Source organism: Pseudomonas sp. I2, assembly GCF_040984075.1.
GTDB classification, from domain to species: Bacteria; Pseudomonadota; Gammaproteobacteria; order Pseudomonadales; family Pseudomonadaceae; genus Aquipseudomonas; species Aquipseudomonas guariconensis_B.
Map to the genome: position 1 here is coordinate 14,857 of NZ_JBCGFQ010000024.1, position 16,308 is coordinate 31,164.

Consider the following 16,308-nt stretch of genomic DNA (forward strand, 5'->3'; position numbering starts at 1 on the left):
TTCACAAGCGCCTCATCATGCGCCACAGCACCAGGCAACCCAGGGCCTGGAGGGCGAAGGCGAACAGCAGCATCCACTGACCGTGGTCGTCACGCCACATGGCCAGCAGGTAACCGGGGTTGCCCAGCAGGAAGTAGCCGACCATGGCCAGCGGCAAGGCACCGAGGATCCAGGCGGTGACCCGTGTCTCCCCGGTCATGGCCCGCAGTTGCCGGGCCCCCTGCTCGCGCTCGCGGATCAGCTTGATCAGGTTTTCCAGCAACTCGCTGGCGTTGCCGCCATAGTGTTGGTTGATACGCAGGCCAAGGGCGAACAGGCGTAGTTCGTCCTGCTCGTACAGCTCGGCCAGTTCACCTGCCGCGTCCTCCAGCGGCACGCCCAGTTGCACGTTGCGCCGCACCCGGCCCATGGCCGAGCGCAAGGGCTCGCGGGTGCCGTCGATACCACCGAGCACCGCGTCGCTCAGCGTGCGCCCGGCCTTGAGGCTGCGAACGCTGTAGTCCAGCAGCCCCGGCAACTGCTCGATGATCTTCCCCAGGCGCCGGCGGTAGCGCCCGTGCAGGTAGAGGTAGGTCAGCAGCGGCATGCCCGGCAACAGCGCCAGCGCCGCCACCCAACCAGACACCAGCCAGGCCGCCAGCACCAGGGCGAACCAGGCCAGCAGCCAAGGCCGCAGGCTGAAGCCGGCATGGGCCAGCCCGGCACGCTGCAGCAGCGGGTCGAGCCAGTCGCGCCTGGCATTGCCCGTGCGCACGGCCTGGTAGGCCCGCCCCAGGCGCTGGAGGATGCGCTCCTCGCCCCGCTTGTGCAGGCCAAGACGCAGCAGCAGCACGGCGATGCCCAGGCACAGCGGCGACAGCGCGAGCAACAACGGCCCCATCACAACACCCCCTCATGGCGCAGCTTGGCGCCCGCCGGGTTCGGCGCCTCGCGCAGGAAGCCCTCGCCGCTGCGTCGGTCGAGGCGGAACAGGGTATTGGTGACATAGACGTCATCCCGCACCCCGACCACTTCCAGCACCTCGCTGACGCAGCGCCGGCCATCGGCCAGGCGGGTCAGTTGGATCACCACGTCGAGCGCCGCGCAGATCATCTGCCGCAGGGTCTTCTCGGCGACCTGCCGCCCGGTCAGGCCGACCAGCGTTTCCAGCCGCAGCAGGGCGTCCTGGGCGGTGTTGGCGTGCACCGTGCTCATCGAGCCGTCGTGCCCGGTGTTCATCGCCGTGAGCACATCGAGCACCTCGGCGCCGCGGATCTCGCCGAGCAGGATACGGTCCGGGCGCATGCGCAGGGCATTGCGGATCAGCTCGCTGGCCTTGATCTCGCCGTGGCCCTCGGCGTTCGGCGGGCGGGTTTCCAGGCGCACCACATGAGGGTGGTGCAACTGCAGCTCGGCGACGTCCTCGATGGTCACCAGGCGCTCCTGGGGGGCGATCATCTGGCTGAGGATGTTGAGCAGGGTGGTCTTGCCGGTGCCGGTACCGCCGCTGACCAGGATGTTGCAGCGCCGCCCCACGGCGCGCTCGAGGAAGTCGAAGATGGCCTGGTCGATGGCCCGGGTGGCCAGCAGGTCAGCGCTCTTGAGCATGTCCTGGCGAAACTTGCGGATCGACAGGCAAGGCCCGTCCAGCGCCACCGGCGGGATGATGGCATTGACCCGACTGCCGTCGGGCAGGCGCGCATCGACCATGGGCGAGGACTCGTCCAGGCGCCTGCCGAGCGGGGCGAGGATGCGCTGCATCACCCGCTCCACATGATGGGCGTCGATGAAACGCAGGTCGGTCTGCTGCAGCACCCCGGCGCGCTCGACGAACACCCGGTACGGGCCGTTGACCAGGATCTCGGTGACGCTGGCATCGCGCAGCAGCACTTCCAGCGGGCCATAGCCGGTCAGCTCGTCGACCAGTTCCTCGGCCAGGCGCTCCATCTCGTAGCGTGACAAGGCCAGGTGCAGGCGCGCCACATAGTCGCCCACCTGCTCTACGACGAACTGGGTCAGGGCCGGCCGCGCGCCCTCCAGCAGGTTGCGCCCGCTGTCTTCGATGGCATCGATGACGAAACGGTGCAGGGCCCGCTTGAGTGCCTGCGGGTCTGCCGCGGCATGGCGCGGCCCGCCGAAGGGTTCGTCGCCACTCATTTGCTGCTCCACAGGCGGCGAAACCAGGTGAAGGTGGGTGTCGCCAGGTTCTCCGAGCGCCGCGCCAGGCGCTCGCCCAAGCCGCGCAAGGCCTGGGTCAGGCTTTCCCGCGGCGCCAGCTCGAACAGGCTCGCCCCCTGGTTCTTGGCATTCAGGCGCACCTCGGGGCTGTAGGGCAGCACCTTGAGCAACGGCAGGCCGTAGCGCTTGGCCAGGGCATCGGCATCCGGCGCCACCTGGCGCAGGTAGCGGTCCACCAACAGGCCGGCATGCTCGAGCTTGATGCCACGGTCACGCCACTGCTCCAGCACCTCTAGGTTGCGCCGGCAGTCGAGGATGTTCTGGTCGGTATAGAGGATCAGCTTGTCGCAATGGCTGACGATGGTCCGCAGGGCTTCGCTGTCGGCCTGCCCGGCGAGGTTGACCACGATGTGCTGGAAGTGCTGGCGCAAGGCGCTGAGCAGCATGTACAGCTCGGCGGTGCTCGATTGCGCCAGCGGCACGTCGCTCTCGGCGTAGGCGAGGATGCGCAGGCCGCCCTTGTCGGCCGTGAAGGCGCTGTCGATCAGGGTGGCATCGAGGCGGCGCAAGTGGCGCAGGGCATCGCCGAAGAAGAACGACGCCTCCAGCCCCAGTAGCGCCAGGCTGTCACCGCGCGGCAGGCCGAGGTCGAGCAGCAGGGTCTGCTGGCCGCTCTCCTGGACCACTCGCGCCAGGTGGGTGGTCAGCAGTGCACCATCGGCGCCACGCTGGGCACCGTAGAGCACGCTCAGGCCACCCAGGCTGGGGTTGCTGGCCACCGCCGGCAGGCGCTTGCCCAGGCGCCGCACCAGCCCGGCCACTTCGCTGGCCCGCGAGCCGTAGGCGACGAAATCGCGTGCCCCGGCGCGCATGGCGTGCAGCACCAACTGGTTGTCCATGCCATCGCCCAGGGCAACGATCGCCAGCATCGGCTTGGCCTCCAGCACACCTTCGATCAAGGCGCACTGGTTGACCAGTTGCTCACGGTCCAGGCCGATGAACACCAGGTTGCTGAAGGTCACATCGACCAGCGCCAGCAACTCGTCGAGGCTGCCGCCGCTGGCGCCGATCACCTGGCCCAGCGGCGCCAAGGCGCCTTGCAGCCAGTGCAGGTCGTCCTCGTTGCGGGTGATGGCCAGGTAGGTCTGGTTCAGGCTCTCGCTCATCGTGATAACCCACTACGGCCGTCGAAGTTGCCGTTTTCCAGGAAGAACAGCTGGCCCCAGCTGGGGTCGTAGGTACGCAAGTGCTCGCCTGGCAGTTGTGGCAGCCGTGCATTGGCCGCCAGTGGCTGGACCAGGTGTGGGGTGACGATCATCAGCAGCTCGGTGTCTTCGCGGTTGAGCGTCGATTGGCGAAAGAACGCGCCGATGATCGGCAGGTTGCCCAGGCCCGGGAACTTGTCCACGGCAGAGCGGGTGTTGCTGCTGACCAGGCCGCTGATGATGAAGCTCTCGCCATCGGCCAGGGAGATGCTGGTGTCGGTGCGTCGCACCTTCAGGCCCGGGACGAGGGTGCCGGCGATGTTCACAGGGTTGCTGTAGTCCAGCTCGCTGACCTCCGGCGCCACCTTGAGGGTGATGCGGTCGCGGCTGATCACCGTCGGGGTCAGCGCCAGGCGTACTCCGAACTCCTTGTACTCGATCGAGACGTTGTCGCTGCCACTGCTCGGTACCGGGATAGGAATTTCCCCGCCCGCCAGGAAGCTCGCGGTGAACCCGCTGAGCACGGTGAGGCTGGGGCGCGCCAGGGTATAGGCGAAGCCGCTGTTCTCCAGGGCGTTGATCATCGCCAGGAAGCGGCTGCTACCGCCGCCCCAGACGATGTTGAAGACACCGTTGTCGAGAGGAATACCCGGACGCACGTCCGCGTAGGTCACCGGGTTGGCGCTGGTCTGGATCCCCGGCACATGGTCAGGGCGCACGACAGTGTTGGGTACCGTGCCGGGCGAGCCGATCAGGCTATTGTTCGAACCCTTGAAGAACAACCGCGCCCCAGCTTCCTTGTACTTGACCCGCTGCACCTCGACGAAGCGGATATCGGCCTGCACCTGGCTGGGCAACTGCGGGTCCTGGGACGGCAACAGCGCGCCCTCGGCCATGTCCACGCTGGCCCGCCCCTTGACGAACAACATGGCCCGGTGCGGTGCCGGGGCGCAGGCGGTCCACAGCATCAGGCTGGTGTTGCCCGGCGCCACCGCGGTCAGCAGTACGGCACGCTCGCCACTGGCCTGGACGTCGGCGACCTTCGGCTCGCCGACCGCCACCCGGCTGATGGCCACCGGCAAACGCAGCTCCTGCTGCAGGCCCTGGTCCATCTCGATCACCGAGGGTAACTGGGCGAACGCCGCGCAGCCTTGGCTGGCCGCCTCGGCCAACGGCAGCATCGCCATCAATGGCAGGGCATGGCACAACTGTCTGAATATCCGCGCGGTACTACGCATGGCGGCATCCTTGCTGGGTCAGGGAGTCTTGTGGGTAGCGTCGGGCTGGGCACCCCGGATGACCTGCATGCCCGGCGCAGTGCGGGTGGACGGCGCCTTGGCTGGCGCCACCTGGGACAGCTGGCTGAAGCGATAGAGATCGCGGTGGGCATTGGCCACCTGGGGCGTGGCCTCGGGGTCGGACCAGTAGCGCGCCAGCAAGTGTTCGTCGGCGCTGCGCACCGCCAGGCGCAAGGTTCCGGCCTGGGCCGCCAGCATCAGGCGACTGGCCAACGCCTCGGGCACGGCCAGGGCCACGGTGCGCGTGGCGTTGCCCAACGACTCGCGGCGCGCCTTCTGCTCTTCGGCGGTCTGCGCCGGGCGGCCATCGTTGGCCAGGCCCATCTGCTCGCCGACGCTGAGCACGCGCAAGGCCGGCAGTACCACCTGGGCGGTGGCCTGCGGGTTGTTGTTTTCCTCACGCAGGAACAGCAGCACGTCGACATAGTCGCCTGGCCGTACCTGCCCAGCGGCGCCGATCACCTCGTCCACGGCCACCGCCACCGCGCGCTCATGCCGACGGATCATCCGCGCCAGCGGCCCACCGGCCTGGAAGCTGGTTTCGTCGAGCCAACTGCCCGCCGCCAGCGGGCGTGCACTGCTGCGCCCGAGCACCTGCTCGAGCCGCTGGAACGCACCCTCGGGCACGACCTGCAGGCGCTCCACCAGCAGGTCGTCCTCGGTCAATGGCGTGTGGGCGGCGACGTCGCGGCGCAGCACCACGATCGGCGAGCGTGGCGGCTCCTCTGGCCTCACCGGTGCCGGGGCGACCTGTGGCACGGGTGCTTCGGCCACCACGGTGGCCGGTTGCACCGCCGGTACCGGCGGCCGGCTGAGAACCAGTCCCCAGTAGCCGGCCAGCACCGCGGCGAACAGGAACAAGACGGCGAGAATCATGGTCAAGCGACTGCTCATTTCCGCCCTCCCTGCGCCTGGCACCCAATGATGGCAAAAAGTAATTATTTTGCTATTGCACGGTAGCGCAGCGTCGACGATTCGCCATGAGCCGGCGGGCTTTTTCGCAGCCGAAAAATTGACGCGCTGTAAAAACAGAAACTTAGCGCGGCCGTTTCAAACCAATACTTTAGAGATAATGCTTTCTTACATTTGCAGCTTCGCGCAGCTTGGCAATCCTATGATGGCAAAGGGGCATCACCCATATGGCCCCGCCTACCGCCGCTGATCGCGCAAGGAGTTGTGCCATGTTGCTGCAACAGATCCTTTTCCACTGCAAGAACTTCCTGAAACGCAAGGACGGAGCTTCCGGTATCGAGTACGCGGTGATCGCGGCGATGGTCGCGGTGGTGCTGGCGGGGTTCGTCGGCGATATCTCGGGGCATGTGGATAGCATCATGACAACCATCTCGGAAGCCATAACACCTGATGCTGGTTAATGATCGCCCGCCCCCAATGCAGGCATCTTTCCCCATCCACTGGAGACGACCATGCCAACCTCTTCCTTGCGTCAACAGATCCTCCTGGTCGACGACGAGGAAGAGGCCCTGCTCGAACTCGCCGAACTGCTGGAGAACGAAGGTTTCTGCTGCCACACCGCGACCTCCGTGAAGGCAGCCCTGCAACAGCTCACCCGCCACCCGGACGTGGCCCTGGTCATCACCGACCTGCGCATGCCCGAGGAGAGCGGCATCGGCCTGATCAAGCGCCTGCGCGACCACACGGACCGCCAGCACCTGCCGGTGATCGTCATGTCCGGCCATGCGGACCTGGAAGATGTCAGCGACCTGCTGCGCCTGCAGGTGCTCGACCTGTTCCGCAAGCCGATCTATCACGCACGGTTGCTGGAGACCCTGGAGAATCTGTTTCCCAAACCGAGGATGCAGGTGGTGGGGCAATGAAGCTCATATGAGCATGATGTAGTCATTCAGGGCGCTGGCCGTCTGCGGCAGCCCCTGCTTCAGAATGCATTCAACGAAGGTTTCGGGAGTGTAGGGAGAGCGGACCAGACAGCGACGCATTTCAGCCATAAGAGGGGTGGGATTTCCCATGCAATCGGAAGGCGATCGACAAATCGCGTAGGGCAAGTCCTAGGCTGCAAGGCATCAAACCAGACCACTCGCGGGACAAACCGGTCAGTCAAGTGACACTGGGGCTGCTTCGCAGCCCATCGCCGCCCCGCCCCCTTCACTCGTTCACCTGAAACTCCACCCGCGCCGTCTCACCGCTTTCATCCAGCGCACTGAGCTCGATGTGCCCGGCCTGTTCGAAACGCACCAGCAGGCTGTCCTGGCCACGGGTCTCGCCCAGGGGCCGGCCATTGAGGAACCACCAGCGCTGGCCGCCGCCGCCCAGTGCCGAGACGTGCAGCTGCAAAGGCTCGCGGCTGGTGGCCGGACGGCGCAGGTTGTCGCCGGGGCGCACCCCGACGATCGACAACGGCGGCGCGCTGGCCGGTACCTGTGGCGGGCAGGCGGGGTCCAGCGCCGGCAGGCGTGCGGCACGGCGCTCTACACGAGGCAGCCAGGGCTCCAGTGGCGCCGGCCACAGCGCCACGTCGCGGGCCTGGGCGCCGCTGCAACTGGCATCGACCCGCAGCCCTTGGTCATTGACCCAGACCGTCTCGCGCAACCCCAACCCCAGCGGCTGGTCGGCCGCCTGCAAGGTCGGTGGGGTGGTGCCGTCGAGGGTCCAGGCGAAACGCTGGCGGCGGCAGTTGGGGGCCTGGCGCGGCATGGGCTGGCCCAACGGCCAGCAGATCGCCGCCACGCCAACGCTCGCCGGTATGTGCTCCGCCGGCGCGGCGATGCCCCGCTGGCTGTCGCGGTTGCTCAGCAGGTCATGCACCTGCAACATCAACGGCGCCGCCGAGGCCAGGCCGAACTGGCCGGGCACCGGGGTACCGTCGGGGCGCCCGATCCACACGCCGATCAGGTAGCGAGGCCCCACACCGACCGACCAGGCATCGCGAAAGCCATAGCTGGTGCCGGTCTTCCAGGCCAGTTGCGTGCGCGGCACCAGCTCGGCATGCCGATCGCGGTCCGGCCGGGCCTGGCCGCTGAGGATACGGCGAACGATCCAGGCCGAACCGGGCGACAGCAGCCGCCGCTCCAGCAGTGGGTCCTGGGGCTGCAGGCGGATACGCGCGCTCTTGCCTTCGCGGGCCAGTGCCGCATAACCGCCGACCAGGTCCTCCAGCCGGCTACCTGCCCCGCCGAGGATCAACGACAGGTTCGGCTCGGCCAGGGGCGGCAGCATCAACGGCATGCCGCCCATGCGCATCTGCGCAGCGAAGCGCTTCGGCCCGTAGGCCTCCAGCAACTGCACCGCCGGCAAGTTGAGCGACAGGGCCAGGGCCGAGCTGGCCGAGACCGGGCCGCTGAAGCCCATGGAGAAGTTGCCGGGACGATAGTCGCCGTAACGCCGTGGCACATCCTGCAGCAACGACTCGGAATGGATCAGGCCATCGTCCAGGGCCATGGCGTAGAGGAACGGCTTGAGCGTCGAGCCGGGCGAGCGCAGGGCATGGACCATGTCCACATGACCAAAGCGGCGTGCATCGTTGAGGTCGAGCGAGCCCAGGTAGGCACGCACCGCCATGGTCTTTGCCTCGACCACCAGCAACGCCGCCGAGGTGCGCTCCGGCAGCCGGGCCCGCCAGCCCAGCAGCAGGTCTTCCAGACGCCGTTGCAAGGCCGCATCGAGGGTGGTGCGGATCAACGGCGGGCTACCCGGGCGGTTCAGCCGACGGGCCAGCAGGGGCGCCAGGGCTGGCTCCTGGCGCGGCGCGAGGAGCAAGGGTTCCTCACGCGCCTCCTCGATCAGCCGGGCCGGCCACACCTGGTACTCGGCCAGGCGCTGCAAGACCTTGTCGCGGGCGCGCTGGGCACGTTCGGGGTGGCGGTCGGGACGCAGCCGGCTGGGGGCCTGGGGCAGCACGGCAAGCAGCGCCGCCTCGGCCGGGGTGAGGTGCTTCGGCGACTTGCCCAGGTACGCCCAGCTGGCCGCCGCCACGCCCTGCAAGGTACCGCCGAAGGGGGCACGGTCGAGGTAGAGCTGCAGGATCTCGCCCTTGGACAGGTGCCACTCCAGTTGCACGGTGCGCCACAGCTGGCGCAGCTTGCCTGCCAGGGTGCGGTCGTGCGGATCGAGCAGGCGCGCCACCTGCATCGACAAGGTGCTGCCGCCAGAGACCACACGCCCACCGCGCAGGTTGAGCCAGGCCGCCCGGACCAGGGCCAGCGGGTTGATCCCGGGATGATGGTAGAACCAGCGGTCCTCATAGGTCAGCAGCGCCTCCAGGTACAGCGGCGACACCTCGTCAGGGCTGACTGGGTAGCGCCATACGCCCTCGGCATCGGCGAAACGCCACAGCGGTGTGCCGTCCTCGGCCAGCACCACCCGCGCCTGGTCGTCGCCTGGCAGGGGCAAGGGCCATAGGCGGTCAGCCAGCCACAGCAGCGCCACGGCCACCAGGCCGGCCACGCCGACGCCCCGCAGGGCCCTTGCGGTGCGCGTACGCAGGCAGGCTAACATTGGCATCGGGAACCGACCTGGCCAGCTAATGGCCAAAGGCTTGGGAACGGCACCCACGCCGATTCGATCATCAGGAAGCGACTATGCATGTAGAAGGTTTTTTCGAGTGGCTGGGCCAGGCACTGGGTTCGTTGATCCGCTTCATCGTCGACGGATTGAGCGGCCTGTTCAACCTGCTGGCCAACGCCGGGGGTAATTTCATCGATGGCCTGGCACGCACGCTGGGGATGGACACCTCGCTGGTCAGCATCCTCGCGCTGGTCATTGGCCTGATGCTGCTGTACTCGGCGGTGCGCGCGTTCATGCGTGCCTCGATCATCCTCGGGATCATCTGGTTACTGCTCGGGCTGTGGGTGTTGAGCTGGGTGGTGCACTAGTAGCGGAACACAAGCTGCAAGAAAGGCCAATAGCAGCCTGGCCAGCCTGTTAGGCGGCAGTGGGGCTGCTTTGCAGCCCATCGCCGGCAAGCCGGCTCCCACAAGGCCCGCTGCATGGCACATGATTCGCGAACACCACAAGCCCCTGTGGGGCTTGCCGGCGATGGGGCGCGCAACGCCCCCAAAATCTGAAAGTCACCACTGCCCGCACTGGCCGGCGCCGGCTGTTTTTTCTTACCGCTTGCAGCTTGCGGCTCGAAGCTCGAACGTCAGCGACCTCTAACGATCACCTCCCCCTGCCCTTCCCCGACCGCCTGCAAGTTCGGCCGGTACATCGACTCCACCTGCGGCGGCGGCACGCGGTAGGTGCCTGGCGTCACCGCCCGGGCCAGGTACAACAGGTGCGTGGTGCCATAGCTGTCGAGCTTGAGCGCCGCCACATAGCGGTCGTCGCGGTACTCCTGATGCACCACGTTGGCGTTCTGCATCGATTCGCGCCACTGCTTCACCGTGCTGCTGGCGTTGTCCAGGCTGGCAGCGCTCTGCGCCAGGTTCTGGTTCTCCAGCTCCAGGCCCGCCGGCAGCAGGTCGACCACCAGCGCATCCGGCACCTGGGTACTGGCCTTCAGCGCCAGGTGCACCAGCACCAGGTCGCCACTGCGCAGGTTGCGCAGGTCCAATGGCTGGCCGTTCATGCCCAGGTACTCACGGCGGATCTCCAGGCCATTGCCGCCTGCCGCCGGTGCTTGACGCGGATAGCCGGAGAGGGTCAGTTGCTGGTAGAGCGTCTCGCTGCCTTCATTCTGCACGGTCAGCGGCGACCTCAGCAGCGCCCCTTCGAGCTTCATGCCCGACTCGGCATTGTTGAACGCGCGAACCTCCCCAGCGCTGTCCAGGCGTGCCTGCCACTGGCCTTCCGGCTTGCCCAGCAGGCCGCGGCCGGCCAGGTACAGGGCGTTGCGCTCCTGGGTCGACAGCCAGCGATTGGCCGCCAGTTCGTCAGACAGCGCGAACAGGCGCTGGTCGACCTGGTCGCTGGCCAGCTCGTTCTCCTGCAGCAATGCCAGGATCAGCGCCTGGTCACGCAGGGCACTGCCATAGTCGGCCATCCAGCCCTCGCTGCGGCCGGCACCCAGGCCTGCCTGCAGCGCCTGCTGGGCACGAGGCTTGTCGCCCATCTTGTCCAGCGCCACCGCCAGTTGCACCAAGGGCAGGCCGGAGCGGGCATCGCTGCGCCGTTCGAACAGGCTGCGCAGAGCGCCCAGCGGAGCCTGCTGGTTGCGCGCCAGCACCAGGGCCGCGTAGGCCTGCACGGCAAAGCGGGTGTGATCGGCGTTCTGGCTGTAGTCCACCTCGATCAGGTTGCGCTCCTGCACGTAGCGCAACAGGCGCTCGTTGGCCTTCTTCAGCGCCTCGGCCGGCACGCCGAAGCCCTGCTCGCGGGCGCGCAGGAGGAAATCGGTGACATAGGCGGTCAACCAGTATTCCTCTTCGCTGTCCGAGCTCCACAGGCCGAAGCTGCCGTTGTAGCGCTGCATGCCCAGCAGGTGCTCGATGCCCATCTCGATCTTGCGCTTGCGCACATCGGCCGGCTCGCCCTTGATGCCCAGGCGCTTGAGGCTCTCGGCATCGGCATAGAGCGACGGGTACAGCCCGCTGGCGGTCTGCTCCAGGCAGCCGTAGGGGTATGCCTCGAGGGCGCGGATCTGCTCGGCGAGGTTCAGCGGCGGGCGGCTGGAAAGCGCCAGGCTGGCTTCCAGGCCGGCCGGTTCGAACGCCGCCAGGTCGCCTTCCGGCAAGGTCCAGGGCTGGTCCTTCAAGGCGACGCGATAGTGCTTGAGCATCGCTGGGTAGGCCGGTCGAATGCCCAGGGTCCACTCACGCTCGAAGGCGTTGACCGGTTCACCCGGCAATTGCAGGCCCTCGACCCGCACCTGCACCTTGCCCTGGCCGAGGCCGCCCTGGGCCTGCACCGGGATCAGCAAGGTCTTGCGCTGGCCCTCGGCCAGGCTGACGCTCTGCGAGCCCTCGCCGGCCAGGCTCAACTGGCCCCCGGCGCTGACCTGCACGCTCAACTGCTGGGCCCGCCCCGACAGGTTGGCCAGGTCCAGGGCCAGGCTGGTGCGGTCGCCGCCGGCGAGAAAGCGCGGTGTCGACAGTTCGGCGATCAGCGGTGCGGCAACCACCGTCTTGCCTTCGGCCATGCCGAAGCGATCGTCGCTCCAGGCCTGGGCCATCAGGCGCAACTCGCCATTGAAGTCGGGGATCTCGACGGTGGCCTGGCCCTCGCCCTGCGCATCGAGGGTCACCGGCAGGCTCTGCTGGGCGACGATGGTCACCGTGGTGTTGGGGCGCTTGCCGCCCTTGGCCATGGCCGCGTCGCCACCGAATGCCAGGCTCGCCAGGCGGCCCTGGCCGGCTTCGATCAACTGGCCGTAGATGTCCAGTTGGTCGGCGCCGTAGGCCTTGCGGCCGAACAGGCTGGCGAACGGGTCGGGGGTCTTGAAGTCGGTGATGTTGAGGATGCCCACGTCCACCGCAGACAACAGCACATGCACGTGCCTGGGCGTACTGCCATCGGCATTGGCGGCCTTGAACTTCACCGTCAGTGGCTGCTTGGGCCGCATCTTCTCCGGCGCCTGCAAGGTCAGGGCGAGCTTGCGCTCGGTGCGCTCCAGTGGCAGGTGCAGCACACCCACGGCGCGCTTGGGCGTGGCGTTGGCCTTGCGCTCGCCGGGGCGGATCACCAGCGCGCTGATGTACAGGTCATGGCGCGCCCAGTTCTTGTCCAGTTGCACGTCGAAGGCCTTGCCCTCGGCAGGCACCTCGATCTCCTGCCACCACAGCGGACCGTCACTGGACTCGATCATCAGGTAGCCGCTGCCGGCGGCTGGCGGGGTCACGGTGACCTTGGCGGTGGCGCCGTCGGCATAGGCCGGTTTGTCCAGGGCCAGCTTGACCTGGTCTGGGCGCACCGCACCGCCTTCGGCGTTGTCCTGGGCGCGGTAGCCGGCCCAGAAACGCGCGCTGGAGACCAGCCCGGTCTGCGGATCTTCCACCTCGACCCGGTACGGTCCCCACTCGACCTGGAAGCTCAGCTTGGCGGTACCCCCGGCCTTGACGCTGACGGTCTCCTCGCTCTGGGTGAGGAACTTCTCGTTGTAGTTGTAGCTCCAGCCGTCACTCTGGGAGTAGTTCCAGTAGTAGTCGCGGCGCTCGCGGACCAAGCGCACCTTGAGCGCATCGGCGGCCAGCTTGTGGCCTTCGCGGTCGGCCACCAGGAACTCGAACTGCACCGGGGCATCGCCATCGGTCTCGTCGCCGTCGAACAGGCCGCGCAGCCCCGGCAGGCGCTCGGCTGGCCAGATCGGCTGCTCGAGACGGCGGGTGATCGGCCGGCCGCCAGACTCTTGCAGGCTGGCCTGGACGGTCAGTTGCAGGGGCGAACGGGCCTCGGCCCAGCGGCTCTCGATGTCCAGACGGGCCTTGCCGGCCTGGTCGAGGGTGACTTCGTCCAGTTCCAGGTCCTGGTTGAGCTCGCTCTCGGTGACCGAGCCGAACTGGTAGCCCGGCAACGCCGGTACCGCCTCGCGCAGAGGGCGCAGGTAGGCCTGCCCGCTCAGGCGGTTGCCGGCGGCCGGGGCGCCATAGAGGTAGCGGCCATTGACGTGGACATGGGCCGTCTGCTCCGGGCTCAGCGGCGTGCTGCTGCCCTTGAGCTCGAGGGCCAGGCGCTCGGGCAGGAAGTCTTCGACGAGGAACTCATGGACCTGCTTGCGCCCGCCGCCCAGGTCGAGCAACAACTGCCAGCGACCTGTCGGCGCCTCGCCCGCCAGTTGCAACTGATACTGGTACAGGCCATTGGCATCGGCCTCCCAGACGAACTTGCGGCTGACCTGCTCATCGGGCCGGCGGACCTCCACGGTCACCGGCTGGGCCTTCACCGGCTTGCCGTCCTGGTCGCGCAGCAGGCCATTGAGCAGCACGGTCTCGCCCGGACGATACAGGTCGCGCGGGCCGAAGATGAAGAACTGCAGCGGGTTGGCCTGGGGGCCGGTGATATCGAACTCGGCCAGGTCCAGGGCAGCGGTGTTCAAGCGCAGCAGGGTGGTGTGCACGCCCTGGGTGGCGATCAGGGTGTCGGCCTTGGGCGTGATCGGCAACTGGGCATGGCCGCGACCGTCGGTCTCGGCCTGGGCCAGCAGCTTGCCCTTGCCGTCGTGCAGTTCCAGGTTCACGCCTGCCAGTGCCTTGCCGCCCTCCAGGGCCTGGGCGAACACGTCCAGGCGGTCGCGGTAACGGTGGGCGGAAACGCCGATGTCGCTGAGGGTGAACAGGGTCGCCGGCTGCGAGTAGTCGTAGGTACCCGAGGCGCGCATCACCGCCAAGTACACGCCTGGCTCCTGCAACGGCTTGATCCCGGCGATCGGCAGCAACACGGTTTCACGGGTGTTGCGTGCCGGGTTGAGGTCGAAGCGGCCGCTGTAGACCAGGTCGGCCATCTCCAGGGTCTCCTTCGACTGGTAGTCGTACAGGCTGCTGTTGCGGCCCCAGTTGACCAGGAAACTGGAGAGCATGTCCGGCTTGATGCGGAAGAACTCCACGTCGACCTTGTCGACGTTCAGGGCGATCACCGGCAGCCCTTCTGCCAGGCGCGTGGGCAGCAGCGAACCACGGCTGGCGAAGCCCACGGTGGGTTGCAGGTCGCGGGTTTCCAGGCGACTGATCGACTCCTTCTCCAGGCGCTTGCCATTGACCGCCAGCAGGCCCTTGTCGACGGTCAGCACCAGCTTGCGCTGGGGTTCCAGGTGGCGCAGGCGCAGCTCCATCTGGTTCTCGGCAAGCTCCCAGGCACCGTCGACCTTGCCCTTGACGGTGTCGACCAGGTGCACCTTGGCGGCGAAGTCCTGGTTGGCATCCAACGGCGCGGAGAAGCTGATCGACAGGCTGCTGGCGCCGTCGAGCTGGACCTCCGAGACGTCCAGCACGGTCAGCTCACGGCCTTCGTAGCGCTTGGCGAGGGCGGCCGGGTCTTCTTGCCTGGGTGCGGCGGTTTCGGCAGGGGCAGTGGCGGCCGGCTTTTCGGCGGGCGCGGGCTGCTTGTCCGGCGAGGAAGAATCACAGGCACTGAGCAGGGCCAGCACGCAGGCCAGCAACAATCCTTTGTCGAGCATGGGAAGGAAACTCTTCGGCAGCATGTACGTAAGGGCGCAACTATAGCGCAACGGCAGGGGGCGTACCTGCGGCCCGGCCGCTAGAATGCGCGTTTGCCTAGCCAGTGCGGTGTATGGAATCACGCGCTCGGCACTTCGCGGACAAGCCCGCTCCCCATGGCCCTGCACATCACATCCTGTGTGATCGGCTCATGCCCTGCGGAGCTTGCCCGCGAAGCGCCAGTCGAGGATAGGCAGCCCACGCTTGCCCAGGAGCCCGCATGTCCCAACTGTCCACCGATTGGCGCGACCGCCGTACCCACCGCAAGGTCTGGGCCCTGGCCGCACCGATGATCCTGTCCAACGTCTCGGTGCCGCTGGTGGCCTTGGTCGACAGCACAGTGATCGGCCACCTGCCCCATGCCCACCAGTTGGGTGCGGTGGCGGTGGGCGCCACCCTGTTCACCTTCATGGTCGGGCTGATGGGTTTCCTGCGCATGGGCTCCACCGGCTTCGCCGCCCAGGCCGCCGGGCGCGCCGATGGTGCCGCGCTGCGCCAGGTGTTGGTGCAGGGGCTGCTGCTCGCGCTCGCCTTCGCCCTGCTGATCGGCCTGCTGGCCCTACCTTTCAGCCAACTGGCGCTGCACGCGATGCAACCGAGCGAAGCGCTGCAGCAATCCACCGAGGACTTCTTCCACACCCGCTTGCTCGGTCTGCCGGCAGCCCTGGCCAGCTATGCCTTGGTCGGCTGGTTCCTCGGCACCCAGAACGCCCGTGCGCCCCTGGCGATCCTGCTGGTCACCAACCTGCTCAACATCGTCCTCAACCTGTGGTTCGTCCTCGGCCTGGGCTGGGGTGTCCTGGGCTCGGCACGCGCCTCGGTGATCGCCGAATGGAGTGCCGCCCTGCTGGGCCTGGCCCTGACCCGCCCGGCCCTACGCGCCTACCCCGGGCGCATCGCCTGGCAGGCGCTGAAGCGCTGGCAGGCCTGGCGGCCGTTGTTGTCGGTCAACCGCGACATCTTCCTGCGCAGCCTGGCGTTGCAGTTGGTGTTCCTGCTGGTCACCGTCCAGGGCGCGCGGCTGGGCGAAGCCACGGTGGCGGCCAACGCCCTGCTGCTCAATGGCCTGATGCTCACCGCCTACGCCCTCGACGGCCTGGCCCATGCCGTCGAAGCGCTGTGCGGCCACGCCATCGGCGCCCGCGACCGTGACGCCCTGCGCCGCGCGATGGTGGTGGCCTGCGGCTGGTCGCTGCTCACCAGCCTGGGCTTCGCCGTGCTGTTCCTGCTCGGTGGGCACCTGTTCATCGATCTGCAGACCGATATCGACAGCGTGCGCGCGGCCGCCTACCCCTTCCTGCCCTACCTCGCCGTGCTGCCGCTGGTCGCGGTGTGGAGCTACCTGCTCGATGGCCTGTTCATCGGCGCCACCCGGGCACGGGAAATGCGCAATGCCATGTTGCTTTCCGTGCTGCTCGCCCTGCCCCTGGCACTGGGCATGCGCGGGCTCGGCAACCACGGGCTGTGGCTGGCGTTCCTGGGGTTCATGGGGTTGCGGGCGGTGAGCCTGGGCTGGCTCGGCTGGCGACTGCAGCAAAGGGATCAGTGGGTGCGCTGAACACCCACCGTCTTCCTCGTATGGGAGCG

Annotated in this window: 11 protein-coding genes; 4 read left to right on the forward strand and 7 right to left on the reverse strand. The window is 67.7% G+C overall.

Translation table 11 applies throughout. The annotated features are described in order from the left end of the window. Window position 1: 1 nt before the first annotated feature. The 5 genes from WCE05_RS14025 to cpaB form a co-directional block, all read right to left on the reverse strand. Complete coding sequence (locus tag WCE05_RS14025) at window positions 2–883, reverse strand: type II secretion system F family protein (protein ID WP_368816067.1); 882 nt, start codon at window positions 881–883, stop codon at window positions 2–4. After that, window positions 880–2,136 carry a CpaF family protein gene (locus WCE05_RS14030; RefSeq protein ID WP_225790488.1) on the reverse strand — a complete coding sequence of 419 codons (1,257 nt, stop codon included), beginning with the start codon at window positions 2,134–2,136 and terminating at the stop codon, window positions 880–882. Before WCE05_RS14030 ends, WCE05_RS14025 begins: the two co-directional genes overlap by 4 nt. Next, entirely contained in the window at window positions 2,133–3,323 is a 1,191-nt protein-coding gene (locus WCE05_RS14035; RefSeq protein WP_225790489.1) for a pilus assembly protein, read from the reverse strand. Before WCE05_RS14035 ends, WCE05_RS14030 begins: the two co-directional genes overlap by 4 nt. Further along, window positions 3,320–4,549 carry a type II and III secretion system protein family protein gene (locus WCE05_RS14040; protein WP_368816089.1) on the reverse strand — a complete coding sequence of 410 codons (1,230 nt, stop codon included), beginning with the start codon at window positions 4,547–4,549 and terminating at the stop codon, window positions 3,320–3,322. The genes WCE05_RS14035 and WCE05_RS14040 overlap by 4 nt, the downstream gene beginning before the upstream one ends. Before the next feature lie 69 nt (window positions 4,550–4,618). Further along, window positions 4,619–5,554: a Flp pilus assembly protein CpaB gene (gene cpaB / locus WCE05_RS14045; RefSeq protein WP_225790490.1), complete on the reverse strand. Its 936-nt coding sequence runs from the start codon at window positions 5,552–5,554 to the stop codon at window positions 4,619–4,621. Between the two features lie 287 nt (window positions 5,555–5,841). On the opposite strand from cpaB, the gene WCE05_RS14050 reads away from it, so the two are divergent. Beyond that, window positions 5,842–6,033: a Flp family type IVb pilin gene (locus WCE05_RS14050; RefSeq protein WP_225790491.1), complete on the forward strand. Its 192-nt coding sequence runs from the start codon at window positions 5,842–5,844 to the stop codon at window positions 6,031–6,033. A gap of 51 nt (window positions 6,034–6,084) precedes the next feature. After that, window positions 6,085–6,495 (forward strand): response regulator, encoded by a 411-nt coding sequence (locus WCE05_RS14055; protein ID WP_225790492.1) that lies wholly within the window; start codon window positions 6,085–6,087, stop codon window positions 6,493–6,495. Window positions 6,496–6,781: 286 nt separating this feature from the next. Here the strand turns inward: WCE05_RS14055 and pbpC are convergent, their stop codons facing one another. Further along, window positions 6,782–9,136 (reverse strand): peptidoglycan glycosyltransferase PbpC, encoded by a 2,355-nt coding sequence (pbpC, locus tag WCE05_RS14060; RefSeq protein WP_368816068.1) that lies wholly within the window; start codon window positions 9,134–9,136, stop codon window positions 6,782–6,784. A gap of 77 nt (window positions 9,137–9,213) precedes the next feature. On the opposite strand from pbpC, the gene WCE05_RS14065 reads away from it, so the two are divergent. After that, window positions 9,214–9,507 (forward strand): hypothetical protein, encoded by a 294-nt coding sequence (locus WCE05_RS14065; protein WP_225790496.1) that lies wholly within the window; start codon window positions 9,214–9,216, stop codon window positions 9,505–9,507. A 269-nt stretch (window positions 9,508–9,776) separates the two neighbouring features. On the opposite strand, the gene WCE05_RS14070 is transcribed toward WCE05_RS14065, so the two are convergent. Further along, entirely contained in the window at window positions 9,777–14,681 is a 4,905-nt protein-coding gene (locus tag WCE05_RS14070; protein WP_368816069.1) for an alpha-2-macroglobulin, read from the reverse strand. Between the two features lie 260 nt (window positions 14,682–14,941). Here WCE05_RS14070 and WCE05_RS14075 point away from each other — a divergent pair, with 260 nt between their 5' ends. Continuing rightward, window positions 14,942–16,279 (forward strand): MATE family efflux transporter, encoded by a 1,338-nt coding sequence (locus WCE05_RS14075; protein ID WP_225790498.1) that lies wholly within the window; start codon window positions 14,942–14,944, stop codon window positions 16,277–16,279. Window positions 16,280–16,308: the final 29 nt, after the last annotated feature.